The organism is Mesorhizobium sp. NFR06, assembly GCF_900115245.1.
GTDB lineage: Bacteria > Pseudomonadota > Alphaproteobacteria > Rhizobiales > Rhizobiaceae > Mesorhizobium.
Genome location: NZ_FOVT01000003.1, coordinates 221,105 through 236,902 on the forward strand (window position 1 = coordinate 221,105; position 15,798 = coordinate 236,902).

Annotated in this window: 15 protein-coding genes and 1 pseudogene; 7 read left to right on the plus strand and 9 right to left on the minus strand. The window is 63.7% G+C overall.

Going from position 1 to position 15,798, the window contains the following annotated elements; genetic code table 11:
- Window positions 1-189 precede the first annotated feature (189 nt).
- Window positions 190-1,029, plus strand: a complete 840-nt coding sequence (locus tag F3H96_RS07805) for an SDR family oxidoreductase (RefSeq protein ID WP_149791367.1) — start codon at window positions 190-192, stop codon at window positions 1,027-1,029.
- Window positions 1,030-1,069: 40 nt separating this feature from the next.
- Here the strand turns inward: F3H96_RS07805 and F3H96_RS07810 are convergent, their stop codons facing one another.
- Window positions 1,070-1,687 (minus strand): MOSC domain-containing protein, encoded by a 618-nt coding sequence (locus tag F3H96_RS07810; protein WP_149791368.1) that lies wholly within the window; start codon window positions 1,685-1,687, stop codon window positions 1,070-1,072.
- 17 nt (window positions 1,688-1,704) lie between these two features.
- The gene (locus tag F3H96_RS07815; RefSeq protein ID WP_244619932.1) at window positions 1,705-2,262 is read right to left on the minus strand and encodes a TetR/AcrR family transcriptional regulator; all 558 of its coding nucleotides are present in this window, start codon (window positions 2,260-2,262) and stop codon (window positions 1,705-1,707) included.
- 191 nt (window positions 2,263-2,453) lie between these two features.
- Between F3H96_RS07815 and F3H96_RS07820 the strand changes: the two genes are divergently transcribed.
- Both F3H96_RS07820 and F3H96_RS07825 read left to right on the plus strand, forming a co-directional pair.
- Complete coding sequence (locus tag F3H96_RS07820; protein ID WP_149791370.1) at window positions 2,454-2,876, plus strand: tautomerase family protein; 423 nt, start codon at window positions 2,454-2,456, stop codon at window positions 2,874-2,876.
- A gap of 143 nt (window positions 2,877-3,019) precedes the next feature.
- Complete coding sequence (locus tag F3H96_RS07825; protein WP_149791371.1) at window positions 3,020-3,586, plus strand: isoprenylcysteine carboxylmethyltransferase family protein; 567 nt, start codon at window positions 3,020-3,022, stop codon at window positions 3,584-3,586.
- Window positions 3,587-3,591: 5 nt separating this feature from the next.
- On the opposite strand, the gene F3H96_RS07830 is transcribed toward F3H96_RS07825, so the two are convergent.
- The 3 genes from F3H96_RS07830 to ettA form a co-directional block, all read right to left on the minus strand.
- Entirely contained in the window at window positions 3,592-4,713 is a 1,122-nt protein-coding gene (locus F3H96_RS07830) for a beta-ketoacyl-ACP synthase III (RefSeq protein ID WP_149791372.1), read from the minus strand.
- Between the two features lie 140 nt (window positions 4,714-4,853).
- Window positions 4,854-5,621 carry a trans-aconitate 2-methyltransferase gene (gene tam / locus F3H96_RS07835; RefSeq protein WP_149791373.1) on the minus strand — a complete coding sequence of 256 codons (768 nt, stop codon included), beginning with the start codon at window positions 5,619-5,621 and terminating at the stop codon, window positions 4,854-4,856.
- A 39-nt stretch (window positions 5,622-5,660) separates the two neighbouring features.
- Entirely contained in the window at window positions 5,661-7,310 is a 1,650-nt protein-coding gene (gene ettA, locus F3H96_RS07840) for an energy-dependent translational throttle protein EttA (protein WP_149791374.1), read from the minus strand.
- A gap of 213 nt (window positions 7,311-7,523) precedes the next feature.
- Between ettA and F3H96_RS07845 the strand changes: the two genes are divergently transcribed.
- Window positions 7,524-7,691 carry a hypothetical protein gene (locus F3H96_RS07845; protein WP_244619933.1) on the plus strand — a complete coding sequence of 56 codons (168 nt, stop codon included), beginning with the start codon at window positions 7,524-7,526 and terminating at the stop codon, window positions 7,689-7,691.
- Between the two features lie 99 nt (window positions 7,692-7,790).
- Here F3H96_RS07845 and F3H96_RS07850 read toward each other — a convergent pair whose 3' ends face one another.
- Window positions 7,791-8,795, minus strand: coding sequence for a ribonuclease (locus F3H96_RS07850; protein ID WP_149791375.1), 1,005 nt, complete (start codon window positions 8,793-8,795; stop codon window positions 7,791-7,793).
- Window positions 8,796-8,994: 199 nt separating this feature from the next.
- Here F3H96_RS07850 and F3H96_RS07855 point away from each other — a divergent pair, with 199 nt between their 5' ends.
- From F3H96_RS07855 to F3H96_RS07865, 3 genes are all read left to right on the plus strand, one after another.
- A complete protein-coding gene (locus F3H96_RS07855) occupies window positions 8,995-9,927 on the plus strand; it encodes an alpha/beta hydrolase (protein WP_149791376.1) in 933 nt (310 codons plus the stop codon).
- An 81-nt stretch (window positions 9,928-10,008) separates the two neighbouring features.
- Window positions 10,009-11,184 carry a CaiB/BaiF CoA-transferase family protein gene (locus tag F3H96_RS07860; RefSeq protein ID WP_149791377.1) on the plus strand — a complete coding sequence of 392 codons (1,176 nt, stop codon included), beginning with the start codon at window positions 10,009-10,011 and terminating at the stop codon, window positions 11,182-11,184.
- Window positions 11,181-12,830, plus strand: coding sequence for a thiamine pyrophosphate-binding protein (locus F3H96_RS07865; protein ID WP_149791378.1), 1,650 nt, complete (start codon window positions 11,181-11,183; stop codon window positions 12,828-12,830). The genes F3H96_RS07860 and F3H96_RS07865 overlap by 4 nt, the downstream gene beginning before the upstream one ends.
- Before the next feature lie 231 nt (window positions 12,831-13,061).
- Here the strand turns inward: F3H96_RS07865 and F3H96_RS07875 are convergent, their stop codons facing one another.
- From F3H96_RS07875 to F3H96_RS07885, 3 genes and pseudogenes are all read right to left on the minus strand, one after another.
- Window positions 13,062-13,499 carry a CHRD domain-containing protein gene (locus F3H96_RS07875; protein WP_149791379.1) on the minus strand — a complete coding sequence of 146 codons (438 nt, stop codon included), beginning with the start codon at window positions 13,497-13,499 and terminating at the stop codon, window positions 13,062-13,064.
- A gap of 168 nt (window positions 13,500-13,667) precedes the next feature.
- Window positions 13,668-14,639 carry an ABC transporter substrate-binding protein gene (locus tag F3H96_RS07880; RefSeq protein ID WP_149791380.1) on the minus strand — a complete coding sequence of 324 codons (972 nt, stop codon included), beginning with the start codon at window positions 14,637-14,639 and terminating at the stop codon, window positions 13,668-13,670.
- A gap of 39 nt (window positions 14,640-14,678) precedes the next feature.
- Window positions 14,679-15,608 (minus strand): annotated as a pseudogene (locus F3H96_RS07885) (ABC transporter permease); the annotation flags it as partial.
- Window positions 15,609-15,798 lie beyond the last annotated feature (190 nt).

Consider the following 15,798-nt stretch of genomic DNA (forward strand, 5'->3'; position numbering starts at 1 on the left):
AACGCCGGAAGCACCGTACATGGATGAAGCGGAGCATCCTCCGCTTACCTCCCGGAATTCATCGCCCCTAGAGCAATTCCAGGGAAAGTTCATCGCGGTTTTCCATCCGGAATTGCGCAAATCAAAAAGTTGGAGCGGATCGGCGTTTCCGTGAGGCGCTGGACGCCCTCAAGGCAAGGATCGCAGATCATGACTGATAAGGTTTGGTTCATCACCGGATCGTCGAAGGGCTTTGGCCGCGTGTGGGCCGAGGCGGCGCTCGCCCGTGGCAATCGCGTCGCCGCCACCGCCCGCGATACCGGCACACTCGCCGATCTCGTCGAAAAATATGGCGACAAGGTCGCCGCCATGAAGCTCGACGTCACCGACAAGAACGCCGTCGACGCCGCGGTCGCCGAGGCGCACAAGCGTTTCGGCCGGCTCGACGTCGTCATCAACAACGCAGGCTACGGCCATTTCGGCGCTATCGAGGAAGTCACCGAGCAGGAAGCGCGTGACCAGATCGAAACCAACGTGTTTGGCGCGCTTTGGGTCACCCAGGCCGCGCTGCCCATTATGCGGGCGCAGCGCTCCGGCCACATCATCCAGATCTCGTCGATCGGCGGCGTCAACGCCTTTGCTTCGCTCGGCCTCTACCATGCGTCGAAATGGGCGCTGGAAGCGTTCAGCCAGTCGCTCAGCCTCGAAGTCGCGGAGTTCGGAATACACGTCACCTTGGTCGAGCCGGGCGGCTTCTCCACGGACTGGGCCGGTCCGTCGGCCAAGGTCTCCAAGCCGTTGGATGTCTATGAACCGGCCCGCGCGGCGATGGCCGAGCGCCGCAGCCGCTCCGTCGCCGGCGATCCGGAGGCGACCGGCCCGGCGATGCTTGCGATCGTCGATGCCGCCGAGCCGCCGCTGCGGGTCTTCTTCGGCGATGGCGGCCTGCCGATGATCAGGCAGGAATATGCCAACCGCATCGCCACCTGGGAAAAGTGGGACGATGTCTCGGTGATGGCGCAGGGCGCCAACAAGAACCGCAAGGCCTGATCGAAGCACTGGGGCCACGCCGCTACCGGCGGCGTGGCCCTCAGGCCTGGTAGATCCATTGCTCCGGCACCCGCACCGAAATCTCTTCGCCAACCCTGATGATGCCTGGCTTCTCGACCCAGGCCACAAGGCCGCGCAGCCGCTTCGCCATCTTTGGAAACTGCAGCGCGGTGTCCTCGTGATCCGCCGCCCGGACGTGCTCGGCGATCGACTGACCGGCGATGCGGCAAGGCTTGTTCTGGGCGTCGATCTTGATCGTCACTCCACCCTTGAAGAACAGCAGCGAGCCTGCCGGCAGCATCGAAAGCCGCGGCACGCCCTCGACCAGCAGATTGGCGCCGATCCACTCCGGCCGGATTTCTTCGAGGCCCATGCGTTGCGCGACGATGGCGAGTTCATCCGCGGCGACAAGCGACAATTGACGCTCGTTGCGCATTTCGGTGCCGCGCGCATACCAGGGCTCGCGACCGCCGGAACGCCGCGTCGCGCCGGCATGGAAGTCGCCCGCGATGCCCTCGAAGCCGAGCCGCAGTTCCTCGACCGCGTGCGTTTCGAAATGATCGAACCGCGCAATGTAGAGCGCGTCCGCGCGTGCGGAAAGCTTGTTCGCCGGGATGATTTCGACCGGCTTCTCAAACTCTGGAAAGAGGTCCGGCATGGCTTTCTGCCCTTCAATCATGCGCCTTGGTTTTGCCCTTCGGCCGGCAGGGCCGCAAGAGCGGTTTGGGCCAAAGCGCGCAACTCATCGACCGAAGCGCCATCCCGGGCCTGGATCGACATGCCGTTCATGACACCGGCCAGGTATTTGGCGAAACCTTCCACGCAGAGCGTCTCGGGCAGGTCGCCCACCGCCCGGCCCTTGGCCAGCCGCTGCGCGATCGCCGCTTCATTTGCCTTGCGATAGGTCCTCAGTTCATCCGCAATGGCTTGCGCCTGCGGCGAGGCGGCCAGAGCCCCGCTGACGAACAGGCAGCCACCGGGCTTGCCGAGCCTGGTATAGGCCTCGGCCGCTCCCATCAGCAATCGCCGGATCGCCTCTGGCGTCGAGACCGGCGCGCTCAGCGCCTCCAGCGCAAATCCGATCTCGGTCTCGTGGTAACGCGTCAGCGCCTTGCGAAACAGCGTCTCCTTGTCCGTGAAAGCGTTGTAGATCTGCGGCGGCGTCAGCCCCATCGCCTCGCGCAGCATGGCAAGCGAGGTCGCCTCATAGCCATGTTCCCAAAAAAGATGCATGGCGGCATCGAGTGCGGCATCGGGGTCGAATGCGCGCGGTCTGCCCCCGCGCGGCTTTTCCGGATTTTCCATAGTGATCGATACGAAACCTGTTGACTCGTCGCTCCCGAGTAACGTAACAATCAATACGAAACATGGCAAGTGACAGGCATCCCGCCGTCGATGCCGCTCGACGCAAGGAAGGATAGAAGATGCCGATCACCGTTACCGCCCCCGAAGGCGTTCTGACCGCCACGGGAGAACGCGAGATCCTGCCCCGCCTCAGCGCGGCGCTCATTGAGGCTTCCGGCGCCACCGGGAATGCATTCTTCACCGGAATTGTCGGCGGCACGGTCCACGTCCTGCCTCATCACCGCATCTATGCCGGCGGCGGCAATCGGCCGGTGGTTATGGTGGAGTTGAAGCTACCGAATATCGGCCTTGGCTCGATCGAAACCCGCAACGCCTTCATCACCGCTGCCGCGGGGATCGTCGCCTCGCTTTGCGTGCCAGGCCACAAGCCTGAAAACACCTGGATCAACATCGTCAATGCACCCGATGGCGGTTGGGGCATCGGCAACCGGCAATTTACCGGCGACGCCCTGATCGCCGCTGCCACCGCCGCCGCGGTTTGATCCGGCATGACGCGGCCCTCGCTGTTCTTCACCGGCGATCACGACTTTCTTACCGGAAAAGCCGGGTGCCGTTCGTCGCGTGCCGCATTGCCGCCGTGCCGCGAGCATAGACGAAGGCGCCCGTATCGGGCGGAGGCTCCGTCATGCAGGTTGGACACGCCATCGCCGCGCTCTGGCTGTCCTGGGTGGTATCCTGGAGCCTTGCCGCGGCGTGGGCCGATCCGGCGCGCAAGCGCGCGGATTTTAGGTCGGAGGCGCGCTATCGGGTGCTTTGGCTTGCCGGCACGATCCTGCTGTTCGTCCCCGCGCACGGCTATGTCGGCCGGCTGCGGCTTTGGATGCCGACACTGACGGAAGCCTGGATCTGCGTTGTCGTGATCGCCATCGGCATCGCTTTCGCCTGGTGGGCGCGTCTGCACCTCGGCCGGCTTTGGTCGGCCACGGTGACGGCGAAGGCCGATCACCGCGTGGTCGATACCGGCCCTTATGGACTGGTCCGCCACCCGATCTACACCGGGCTGCTGCTTTCGGTCCTCGCCACCGTGGCGGTCAAGGGCACCGTCTGGGGCATTGCGGGCGCCGCGTTGATCCTGGTCGGCATCATCGTCAAGGCGCGGCTGGAAGAGCGTTTTCTGCGCGGCGAGCTTGGCCCGGCCTATGACGAGTATGCCAGGCGCGTACCGATGCTGGTGCCCTTCATGCCGGCCTGATCCGGCTACAGCATTCTCAACAGAGCGCCGCCGATCGAATAGCCGGCGCCGAAGGCGCAGATCAGGCCGAAATCGCCGGCTTTCATGTCGGCGTGGTTTTCCGACAGCGCCACGATCGCGCCGGCGCCGGCCGTGTTGCCGAGCCGCTCCAGCACCATCGGCGCGCGGTCATGGTCGACGTCGTGGCCGAAGGACAATTTCAGGATCATCGCGTTCATGCGCGCATTGGCCTGATGCAGCCAGAAGCGGCGAATCCCGTGCGGGGTGAGCCCGTGCTCGGCGAGGAACTCGACAATGAATTTCTGGCCGGCGACGGTGACTTCCTTGAACACCTTGTTGCCGACCTGCTTGATGAGATTGCCTTCCAGGTTGATCATGTAGGGATCTTCCTGGGCCGTGCGCGTGTGATAGCCGAGATTGGTGCGGATGTTGTTCGACATTTGCGTCCAGGTGCGCGTATCGAGCACCTCGAATCGCCCCGGCCGTTTCTCACCTTGCGCCAGCCCTTCGACGACCATGGCGACCGAAGCGTCGCCGAAAATGAAATGCGTCTGCCGGTCGCGGAAATTGAGATGGCCGGTGATGATTTCGGGCGTCGACACCAGGATGCGCTTGTGCGCCCCTGCCCTGACCAGGTTGACGGCGACATGCAGCGCGGCGGCGGCCGAAGAGCAGCCGAGGCCCATGTCGAAGCCGGCGCCCTTCGTGCCCAGCGCCTGCTGCATCTCGATGGCGATCGCCGGATAGGGCCGCTGGTGATGCGAGGCCGAGCAGATCACCAGATCGATGTCGGCCCCGTCGACCCCGGCATGGGCAAGAGCCTTCCTTGCCGAGGCGATGCCGAACTCCGCCTCCAAGGACAGCGCGTCGTCCGGCCGCGCCGGAATGCGCGGCGTCATGCGCGTCGGGTCGAGAATGCCCTCGCGTTCGATTACATGGCGGGTCTTCACGCCCGAGGCATGCACGATGAAGTCGCTGTCCGATTTCTGCAGCAGCGTCTCGCCGGTCGAGGCACGGCGCGCATTCTCGGCGTCGACCCAGCGATTGAAGCTTGCGACCAGTTCTTCATTGGTGATGACGGGCTCAGGGATTTCGGCGCCGATGCCGCTGATGATGACGCGATGCATGTCCAATCCGTCTAGGCACGGGCCGTGCGGCTCTGATGTGGGCGCGGAACCGGCCCGACGCAACCCTTGTCGCATTTGGCCGGTTTATGCCAGCTTAAATCGGCAACCCATGGGGCTGCACGCCGCATGGCGACAGATGGTCAGGCTCGCTTGGCGACAATGAAGATGCGCGGGAAGCGCAGCAGCACCTTGCCGTTTGCTGTCTTCGGATAGGCCTTGGCGATCTTCGCCGTATAGCTGTCGAGAAATATCTTCTTCTCATCCGGGTCGAGCGGATCGAGGAACGGCTTCAAGCCCGTCGCCTTGACCCATTCGACGATCGCCTCGGCATCGGCGAGCGGATGGTTGTAGATCGTGTGCCAGATGTCGAGCCGGTCGGCGAGCGGCGACAGAACATCGTAGTAGAAGGCCACCGGCGGCAGCGGCCCGCGCGCCGCACCCTCGAGCTTGGCCGAAAACGGCACTTCGGCCGCCGTCTCCCGCATCAGCTGGTGCGAGGCTTCGCCGAGATTGTCCGGCATCTGGATGGCCAACGCGCCACCCGGCGCCAGAAGTCCCATCAGGCGCTGGAACACCGCCGGATGTTCGGGCAACCATTGGAAGACGGCGTTGGCGAAGATGACGTCGACGGGATGTTCGGGCTGCCATTCGGTTGCGTCCGCCAGCTCGAAATTGACATTCGGCAGCCGCGCCCTCGCTTTCTCGATCATGTCGGGCGAGGTGTCGAAGCCGCTGACCTCGGCATCCGGCCAGCGTTCGACCAGAAGCTCGGTCGAATTGCCCGGACCGCAGCCGATATCGACGACGCGGCGCGGGAAATCGACAGGAACTTGCGCGACCAAGTCCCGTGCGGGGCGCGTGCGCTCATCCTCGAATTTCAGATATTGGGCGGCGGACCAATCAGCCATTTGAGAACCTCGCTCCTGTTCGCCGCCCTTGGACTGATCCTACCGCGTCAGCCTTTTGTGCGTCATGCGGTGCGGAGCCGCCGCTTCGGCGCCCAGGCGGCGCAGCTTGTCTTTCTCATATTCCTCGAAATTGCCTTCGAACCATTCGACATGCGCGTCGCCCTCGAACGCCAGCATGTGGGTCGCCATGCGGTCGAGGAACATGCGGTCGTGGCTGATGATGACGGCGCAGCCGGCATAGGCTTCCAGCGCGTCTTCCAGCGCGCTCAGCGTTTCGGTGTCGAGGTCGTTGGTCGGTTCGTCGAGCAAAAGCACATTGCCGCCACCCTTCAGCATCTTGGCCAGATGCACGCGGTTGCGCTGGCCGCCCGAAAGGTTGCCGACCTTCTGCTGCTGGTCGCCGCCGCGGAAGTTGAAGGACGAGCAATAGGCGCGGCTGTTGACCTCGTGCTTGCCGAGCTTGATGATTTCGGCGCCGCCCGAAATCTCTTCCCACACCGTCTTGCTCGGGTCGAGCGCGTCGCGGCTCTGGTCGACATAACCGAGCTTGACCGTCTCGCCGATGCGGATCGAACCTGAGTCCGGCTTTTCCTGACCTGTGAAGGTCTTGAACAGCGTCGTCTTGCCGGCGCCGTTCGGGCCGATGACGCCGACGATGCCGCCCGGCGGCAGCTTGAACGACAGGTTCTCGATCAGCAGCTCGTCGCCGAAACCCTTGTTGAGGCCTTCGACCTCGATGACGACATTGCCAAGGCGTTCGCTCGCCGGAATGACGATCTGCGTGTCGGTCGGCTTGCGGTTCTGCGACTGCTCGACCAGTTCCTCATAGGCCTTGATACGAGCCTTGGACTTGGTCTGGCGCGCCTTGGGAGAGGACTGGATCCACTCGCGCTCGCGCCAGATCGCCTTCTGGCGGGAGTCATCCTCCCGGCCTTCCTGGATCAGGCGCTTGGCCTTGGCGTCGAGATATTTGGTGTAGTTGCCCTCATAGGGAATGCCGCGGCCGCGGTCGAGCTCGAGGATCCAGCCGGTGACATTGTCGAGGAAGTAGCGGTCGTGGGTGATGATCAGCACCGAGCCCGGATAGTCGCGCAGGTGCTTTTCCAGCCATTGCGTGGTCTCGGCGTCGAGGTGGTTGGTCGGTTCGTCGAGCAGTAGAAGGTCTGGCTGCTCGAGCAGGAGCCGGCAGAGTGCCACGCGGCGGCGCTCGCCGCCCGAGAGATTGGTCACTTCGGAGTCAGGCGGCGGACACTGCAGCGCGTCCATCGCCATCTCGACCTGCTGCTCCAGGTCCCACAGATTGAGGCGGTCCATCTCGTCCTGGAGCTTGGCCGACTCGTCGGCCGTCTCGTCGGAATAGTTCATCATCAGCTCGTTGTAGCGCTCGATGATGGCGGTCTTCCTGGCAACGCCGTCCATGACGTTTTCACGCACGGTCTTCGTGTTGTCGAGCTGCGGCTCCTGCGCCAGGTAGCCGACGGTCGCGCCCTCGGCCAGCCACGCCTCGCCCTGAAACTCCTTGTCGAGCCCGGCCATGATGCGCAGGATCGTCGACTTGCCCGAGCCGTTGGGGCCGAGAATGCCGATCTTGGCGTCCGGATAGAACGACAGATGAACGTTATCGAGCACCTTCTTGGTGCCGTAGGCCTTCGACAGGCCGGACATGTGATAGATGAACTGGCGAGCCACGCGCGCTTTCCCTGGAACTGAAGTGTCAAGGTGGATGGGGGTTGCGCGCTATGTAGGCGATGAAGCGCCGAACGGCAATCGCTTTCGGCATGCCGGCAACCGATCGCGGCGCTTTGCGGGATTGGAAACCCAACTCTTTGCCCGCCAGGCTGCTCGGCGAGACCATCAGACGCGGCCAAGACCTCGGCGCACACCGGCCGCTTCAACATCACGGTGAGCGCCGGCGTCTCCACCGTCAGCGAGACCACGCGTTGCCGCGCCGACAATTTCGCGCTGGCCGACCAGCGCCTCTACAAGGCCAAGTTGAACGGCCGCGGTCGGGTGTTCGGCGAGCCCGGCAGCGAGGCGATCATCTTGCAGGCGGCGCCGAGGACGGCCTGAAGCAGTCCAGGAAAGTGTGAAGCGGTTGCGCCCGTCGCCTTCGCTTTAGTCTTCCGTTCGGAATTGCGCCAACGATCATAAGACCAAACGACGCTCGCTCTATTGGAAGCCGATCGCGTCGACCGTGCCCTTCGGACAACCGGCCTTGCCTGTCGGCGCGGACGCCAGCAACAGATCGGCGAGCTTACTGTCCGGGCCGACCGGACCCAACAGGCCAAGGGTGATCTCGCCGATCAGACGCCGGCCGCTTGACGGGTCGACCAGGCAGGAAACGCGCACGCGATCCCCGGCGCCGGCGCCGAAGGCCTCGTTGAAGGCGCCGCGGATCTCGTCCGAGGTCAGCTGCTTGCCGATGTTCTTGTTGAAGAGATCGCGCACCGCCGAGGCGTTCACCGCGCGCATCAGGTTGAGCGCGTCGGAGAAATACTCCTGCTGGCTCTTGCCGTAGCAGGTGCCGTGCTTGATCCATTCGTGGCGCTCTAGCTTGGAGGCTGTGCCCGGCATCACCTGGTCGAGCTCGGCGCGCGTGTTGGCGTCGAGATTGACCGGCGGCAGGTCTCCCCAATGCGCCGGATTGTCGTTGGCCTTGTCGCCCGCCGACACCTGGCAATAGAAATTGCCGTTCGGCTGCGGCCACAGCCCATGCAGCGTAAAGTGGGAAGCATCGAATTCGCCCGGGTTCTGCGCCTTGCATTCGGGCTTGCTGGCCTTGGTCTCGCAGAAAGCCGGTTGCCAGCTCATCGCAAAGACATATTCGGGTTTTCCAGAGGCTGACGGCTTGGTCTGGCCGGAGGGCGCCGGGGTCGTCTGTGCGCTGCCGCCGGTGACATGGCCGCAGCCGATCTTCACCCAGCGCCGTTCGGGATCGGCGCCCGGCACCTGGATAAGATAATGGGTGGGCTCGTCCTTGTTGCCGGCCAGAAGCTGGTAGCTCTGCCCGGTTTCGGTCGAGACATTGCCCGGGTTCTTGCCGCTCTTGATGGCTTGCGTCGCAGGACAGGCGCTGTCGGCCACGAAGGTGCCGCTCATCTTGACGTCGGCATGCGCCGCGCCGGCGCCGGGCAGAGCCAGCAGCATCGAACCCCACACTACCCAAACCCGCATTCCCGCTCTCCCGGCTATCATTGAACCGTATTGGATTCGTCACACTAGAACGGCCGACGTGTCAGAATTGCGATCTTTTTCGCCAGGCGAAAATAATCCCCAGGAGAGCGATAGGCGCATGCTCTCCCAATACGGTTGAAAGGATGTGCTCTCTTGACGCCGCCGAAACCCGCGCCCATCAGTCGCGTAGGGAGGAGACATGCCGTTCGACAGAAAGACCAAGCTGGCCTCACCGACGGGGGCCGAGCTCAACCTCTATGTGAAAGAAGCCGCGCGAAATGCGCGCGCCGTGGTCCAGATCAATCACGGCCTGGCCGAGCATGCGGCGCGCTACGCGCGCTTTGCCGATTTCCTGAGCGATCGCGGATTCCACGTCTATGCCCATGACCATCGCGGCCATGGCGCGACAAAGGCGCCCGACGCGCCGCTTGGCAGATTCGCGAACGGCGACGGCATCGCCAAGGTGATCGCCGATGTCGGCGCCGTCCATGACCTGATCGCGGCCGAGCATCCGGGACTGCCGGTGATCGCCTTTGGACATTCGCTGGGCGCCTCGATCGCGCTGAACTTTATCCTGCGCCATTCCCGGAGTGTCCATGCCGCCGCGATCTGGAACGGCAATTTCTCGCAGGGCCTGGTCGGCCAGCTGGCACTGGGCATCCTCGGCTGGGAACGCATGCGGCTGGGTTCCGACGTGCCGTCGCGGCTTCTGCCGAAACTCACCTTCCAGGCATGGGGCAAGGCCGTGCCCAACCACCAGACCTTGTTCGACTGGCTGTCGCGCGACCCGGTCGAGGTCGACAAATATGTCGCCGATCCGCTTTGCGGCTGGGATGCCTCGATCTCGATGTGGCGCGATGTGGTCGACATGGCGCTTCACGGCGGCAAGGACCAAAGCTTTGCCGGCGTCCGGCGCGACCTCTTCGTCAATCTTGTCGGCGGCGAGAAGGATCCTGCATCGGACTATGGCAAGGCCGTCGATCGGCTGGCAAAGCGCATGCGGGCAATGGGCTTTTCGAATCTGGCTTCAAAGATTTACCCGGAAACCCGCCATGAAAGCCTCAACGAGCTGAACCGCGACATTATCATGAACGATTTTGCCGCTTGGGCGGACAGTATCCTGAAAGCTTGATCCGGCGTGGCCCATCGCATGGGTCGTGACACAGCCGGTGCCTGTTGCTAGAGGCTGCGCTCTAAAGAACCACGGTGATCCATGGCCGAACCCCCGCTGAAAGGCATCCGCGTTATTGAACTCGCCCGCATCCTGGCCGGCCCCTGGGCCGGGCAGTTGCTGGCCGATCTTGGCGCCGATGTCATCAAGGTCGAGAGTCCGGACGGTGGCGACGACACCCGCAAATGGGGACCGCCCTTCGTCATGAGCCATGACGGCGAGAACCTCTCGGCCGCCTATTACCATTCCTGCAATCGCGGCAAGCGCTCGATCGCCATCGATTTCTCCAAGCCCGATGGCGCCGATACGCTGCGCAAGCTTGTCGCCACCGGCGACGTGCTGATCGAGAACTTCAAGCTCGGCGGCCTGAAGAAATACGGCCTCGACTATGAGAGCCTGAAGGCGATCAATCCGCGGCTCGTCTATTGCTCGATCACCGGCTTCGGCCAGGACGGTCCCTATGCGCCACGCGCAGGCTATGATTTCATCATCCAGGCCATGGCCGGCATGATGTCGATCACCGGCGAGCCTGGCCGCGAGCCGCAAAAGGCGGGTGTTGCCATCTCCGATCTGTTCACCGGCCTCTATTCGGTGATCGCCATCCAGGCGGCACTTCGCCATGCCGAAAAGACCGGCGAAGGCCAGTACATAGACATGGCGCTCTACGACAGCCAGATTTCCGCGCTCGGCAATCAGAACCTGAACTATCTGGTTTCCGGCAAGTCGCCGGTGCAGATGGGCAACGCGCATATGAACATCGCGCCCTACGAGGTGCTGCCGGTGAGAGACGGCCACATCATCCTGGCGGTCGGCAATGACGGCCAGTTCGGCAAATTCTGCGCCGCGGTCGGCCTGACCGACCTGCCCGCGAACCCCGATTTCGCCACCAATCCGGCCCGCGTCGCCAACCGCGCGAGGCTGCGTGAACGCATCATCGAGGCGCTGAACACGTTGGATCGTGATCCGCTGCTGGCGAAGCTCGAGGCCGCCGGCGTGCCGGCGAGCCCGATCAACACGATCGGCCAGATGTTTGCCGATCCGCAGACGATCGCGCGCGGCATGCGGCTCGACCTCGATGACGGCCACGGCAATTTCTTGCCGTCGGTTCGCGCGCCGATGGTGATGTCCGGCACGCCCCTCGTCTATGAGCGTCCCTCGCCGCGTCTTGGCGAGCACACTGGGGAAATCCTCGCCGAACTGGAGAGAGCAGCAAAATGAAGACCGGCGGACAACTGATCGTCGAGGCGCTTGAAGCCAACGGCACCGATCGAATCTTCTGTGTTCCGGGCGAATCCTATCTGGCGGTGCTCGACGCGCTGCACGATTCCTCGATCCGCACCATCGTCTGCCGCCAGGAAGGCGGCGCCGCGATGATGGCGGACTGCCAGGGACGGCTGACCGGCAAGCCCGGCATCTGCTTCGTCACCCGTGGCCCCGGCGCCACCAACGCCTCGGCCGGCATCCACATAGCGATGCAGGATTCAGTGCCGCTGATCCTGTTCATCGGCCAGGTCGCCAGCCATGCCAAGGAGCGCGAGGCCTTCCAGGAGGTCGACTACAAGCGCTTCTTCGGCGACATCGCCAAATGGGTGGTCGAGATCGACGATGCCGCGCGCATCCCGGAATTCGTCACCCGCGCCTTCGCGGTTGCGACCTCAGGCCGGCCGGGACCCGTGGTCATCTCGCTGCCGGAAGACATGCTGACCAGCGAGGTCGAGGCGCCGGAAGCGCTGCCGTACACGCCGGTCGAGACATACCCAGGCGAGACCGAGCTCGACGCGCTGGAAATGCTGCTCGCAGGGGCCAAGCGCCCGTTCGTCATCCTCGGCGGCACGCGCTGGGATGAGCAAGCAGTGGCGCGGATGCGCGCGATCGCCGAGACCTGGTCGCTGCCCGTCGGCTGCTCGTTCCGCCGCCAGATGCTGTTCGATCATCTGCATCCGAACTATGCCGGCGACGTCGGCATCGGCATCAATCCGAAGCTGGCGGCGCAGATCAAGGCGGCCGACGTCGTGCTGCTGATCGGCGGCCGCATGGGCGAGATGCCGTCTTCCGACTACACGCTGCTGAAAAGCCCCTATCCCGACCAGGCACTGGTGCATGTCCATGCCGATGCCGGCGAGCTCGGCCGCGTCTACCGGCCGACGCTGGCGATCAACGCCTCGCCCGCCGCCTTCGTCGAGGCGTTCGCCAGGCTCAGGCTGGCCGGCGCGCCGTCCTGGGCAGCCGAGACGGCGAAGGCGCACGCCGCCTATCTCGAATGGTCGACGCCGCCGCAGACAGGTCCTGGCGACGTCCACATGGGCCCGATCATGGACTATCTGGAGAAGGTTCTGCCGGAAGACGCCATCCTCGCCAACGGCGCCGGCAACTATGCCACCTGGGTGCATCGCTTCCACCGCTCCCGCCGCTTCGCCACGCAAGCGGCGCCGACTTCCGGCTCGATGGGTTACGGCACGCCGGCGGCGGTGGCCGCCAAGGCGCTGCACCCGGATCGAGAAGTCATCGCCTTTGCCGGCGACGGCTGCTTCCTGATGAATGGCCAGGAGTTCGCGACCGCCGTCCAATATGACCTGCCGATCATCGTCATCGTCGTCAACAACGGCATCTACGGCACGATCCGCATGCACCAGGAGCGGGAATATCCAAGCCGCGTCGTCGCCACCGACCTCAAGAACCCCGACTTCGCCGCCCTTGCCCGCGCCTATGGCGGGCACGGCGAGACGGTTGCGAAGACCGCCGAATTCGCGCCGGCCTTCGAACGCGCGCGCGCCAGCGGCAAGCCGGCGATCGTCGAGATCAAGCTCGATCCCGAAGCGATCACGCCGACCCGCACGCTGACGCAGATACGCGACAAGGCCTGAGTGCCGACAAAGGCACAGGCAAAGTTCCTTCGCGCCCCCCTCTGGCCTGCCGGCCATCTCCCCCACAAGGGGGGAGATCAGATGTCCGCCGGGTTTCGCCAATCGCCAGCGTTGCGAGAATGAGCGAGGCGATGGAACAGCTAATCTCCCCCCTCGTGGGGGAGATGTCCGGCAGGACAGAGGGAGGCGCTGTCCCGCCGACTTCCGCATGGATCGCGATCCTATCGGGCGCTACATCGCTTTCTCGATCTGCCCGCGGATCTCGCCGTCCTTGTTCTTGGCGGTGTGGACGTTGACGTAGTATTTGCCGGCCTCCAGATCGGCCGCTTGCGCGTCGGTCAGCGTTGCCGACCCCTTGATCGGGCTCTTCAGCTTCTTGAACGGAATCACGGGATCGGCATTCGCGCCCATGTCCGCCGGACCGTGGATGTGGGCCGCCACGGCGGGTCCGCTGAGACCGGAATATTTGACGTTCCAGGTGAGCTTTTTCGTGGTGGTATCGAAGGTGAGGGTGGCGGTTCCCTTGCCCTTGGTGGTGACAGGCGGGCTCTGCTGGCCGCCGTCGAGTGTCGCCTTGAGCTTCATCGTCTCGGCCATGGCCGGCATTGCGAGGAGGAAAGCGGTCGAAACGGCGAGGGCCGAAAGCATCGGCACGGATAGGATGCGCATGAAGAACCTCCGTTGGTTACAGCATCCCGCACTGCTCCCCGGCGGGGCGGATGCATCACTGCAACGGTTGGCGAGCCGGATGTATCCCCGCACACAGTTATTTTACCGCAACCCACGAGAAAGGGGCGGTCGCCCGCCCCTTTCCACCTTCTGCCTCGAGAGCAGATTTTACTTGATCGCCTTGTCGGTGACAGCGGTCGTGTAGGCGCCGCTCGGCTCCTTGCTGATGATCTTCTGATCGAGCAGAGCCTTGGCGGTGCGCTCGTAGGCTGCCGGGATCAGTTTGCCATCCGCATTGTCGACCAGCTTGGCCACCTCCTTCATCATGAATTTCTGGTGGTTCTCGTCCTGGCCGCCATTGTCCACGACAATCCCGGCCGCCTCGTCGGGGTTCTCGGTGGCATATTTCCAGCCCTTCATCGAGGCGCGCACGAAGCGCACCATCTTGTCCTCGAAGGCCGGATCCTTGAGCTTGTCCTCGAGCGTGTAGAGCCCATCCTCCAACAGGTCGTTGCCCATGGCCGAGTAGTTGAAGACGATGAGGTCTTCCGGCTTGTAGCCGGCATCCAGCACCTGACCGTATTCGTTGTAGGTCATGACCGAAATGCAGTCGGCCTGTTTCTGGATCAGCGGCTGCACGTCGAAGCTCTGCTTGAGCACGGTTACGCCGTCCGGCCCGCCATCGGTCTTGAGGCCGATCTTGTTCATCCAGGCGTAGAAGGGATACTCATTGCCGAAGAACCAGACGCCGAGCGTGTGGCCCTTGAAGTCGGCCTCGGTCTTGATCGGTCCGTTCTTGGGGCAGACCAGTTCCATGCCCGCCTTCTTGAACGGCTGGGCGATGTTGACGAGCATCACGCCCTTGTCGCGGGCCGCGAGCGCCCCGCCCATCCAGTCGACGATGACGTCGGCGCCGCCGCCGGCGATCACCTGCTCTGGGGCAATGTCGGGACCGCCCGGCTTGATGTCGACGTCGAGGCCTTCGGCATCATAGAAGCCCTTGGCCTTGGCGACATAGTAGCCGGCGAACTGGGCCTGCGTGACCCATTTCAGCTGCAGTGTCACCTTGTCGGCGGCCATCGCCTGGAAGGCGGCCAGCGACATGGCGCCGGCCAAAGCAGAAATCAGCAGTCTTTTCATGTTTTTACCCTCTGAAGTTAGCACCCAAACCCACCGCCCCTATCCACCTCGGACAGAGGGATGCCAAAACGTGACGGCTCTCTCGATGAGAGCGACCACGCCATAAAAGACCGAACCCGCAAGGGCTGCAACTGCGATTTCGGCCCAAACCATGTCGATGTTCATCCGCCCGACTTCCGTCGAAATGCGGAATCCCATGCCGACCACCGGCGTGCCGAAGAACTCCGCGACGATGGCGCCGATCAGCGCCAGCGTCGAGTTGATCTTCAGCGCATTGAAGATGAACGGCATTGCCGCCGGCAGCCTGAGCTTCAACAAGGTCGGCCAATAACCCGACGCGTAGGTGCGCATCAGGTCGCGTTCCATGTGCCCGGAGGCGGCAAGCCCGGCGACCGTGTTCACCAGCATCGGGAAGAATGTCATGATGATGACGACAGCGGCCTTGGACGGCCAGTCGAAGCCGAACCACATGACCATGATCGGCGCGACACCGATGATCGGCAGCGCCGAAACCATATTGCCGATCGGCAGCAGACCGCGCCGCAGGAACGGCACCCGGTCGGCGAGGATGGCGACGACGAAGCCGGCGAGGTTGCCCACGACATAGCCGATCAGCACCGCCTTGAAGATCGTCTGCCGCACATCCGACCCCAGGATCGGCAGCGAATTGGCGATGCGCGCGCCGATGGCGCTTGGCGGCGGCAGCAGGATGAAAGGGATCCCCGCGCCGCGCGTCACCGCTTCCCAGATAATCAGGATCCAGGCGCCGAAGATCGCCGGGATGATCAGGCGCAGCGCTATCGACATCGGACGCGCCGTTGCGCGACGACCTGAAAGGATCGTAACACAGCGCCAAGCCAGCAGCCACGCGGAAGCAAGCAGCAAGTAGTATGCGGGACCTGCGGTTCCTTCATGGCCTTTGATACCGGCAAGCAGGAAAAATGCCGCGCCATGCGCACCGGCAAAAAGGAAAACCGCCTCCAACAGCCTGTTTGAGGTGTAGTTTGCCGCCAAAGTCGAGATCAGAACCAAGGCTATCGCGACCCCGCCGGAAAGAGTGCCGTAGGGCGGCGGAGCGCTTGGAACGCCGTTCATAGAAGCGAATAGAAAAGCAAGGAGTCCGGCAAACGGGAGAACAATCCAAGTCTGCCAACTGTGG

Excerpts from the sequence above, each read along its gene's own strand:
- F3H96_RS07805 (WP_149791367.1), top strand. The coding sequence starts at position 190 with ATGACTGATAAGGTTTGGTTCATCACCGGATCGTCGAAGGGCTTTGGC.
- F3H96_RS07865 (WP_149791378.1), top strand. The coding sequence starts at position 11,181 with ATGAAGACCGGCGGACAACTGATCGTCGAGGCGCTTGAAGCCAACGGC.
- tam (WP_149791373.1), bottom strand. The coding sequence starts at position 5,621 with ATGGCTGATTGGTCCGCCGCCCAATATCTGAAATTCGAGGATGAGCGC.
- F3H96_RS07820 (WP_149791370.1), top strand. The coding sequence starts at position 2,454 with ATGCCGATCACCGTTACCGCCCCCGAAGGCGTTCTGACCGCCACGGGA.
- F3H96_RS07850 (WP_149791375.1), bottom strand. The coding sequence starts at position 8,795 with ATGCGGGTTTGGGTAGTGTGGGGTTCGATGCTGCTGGCTCTGCCCGGC.
- F3H96_RS07830 (WP_149791372.1), bottom strand. The coding sequence starts at position 4,713 with ATGCATCGCGTCATCATCAGCGGCATCGGCGCCGAAATCCCTGAGCCC.
- F3H96_RS07880 (WP_149791380.1), bottom strand. The coding sequence starts at position 14,639 with ATGAAAAGACTGCTGATTTCTGCTTTGGCCGGCGCCATGTCGCTGGCC.
- F3H96_RS07860 (WP_149791377.1), top strand. The coding sequence starts at position 10,009 with ATGGCCGAACCCCCGCTGAAAGGCATCCGCGTTATTGAACTCGCCCGC.
- F3H96_RS07815 (WP_244619932.1), bottom strand. The coding sequence starts at position 2,262 with ATGCATCTTTTTTGGGAACATGGCTATGAGGCGACCTCGCTTGCCATG.
- F3H96_RS07855 (WP_149791376.1), top strand. The coding sequence starts at position 8,995 with ATGCCGTTCGACAGAAAGACCAAGCTGGCCTCACCGACGGGGGCCGAG.
- F3H96_RS07875 (WP_149791379.1), bottom strand. The coding sequence starts at position 13,499 with ATGCGCATCCTATCCGTGCCGATGCTTTCGGCCCTCGCCGTTTCGACC.
- F3H96_RS07825 (WP_149791371.1), top strand. The coding sequence starts at position 3,020 with ATGCAGGTTGGACACGCCATCGCCGCGCTCTGGCTGTCCTGGGTGGTA.
- F3H96_RS07810 (WP_149791368.1), bottom strand. The coding sequence starts at position 1,687 with ATGCCGGACCTCTTTCCAGAGTTTGAGAAGCCGGTCGAAATCATCCCG.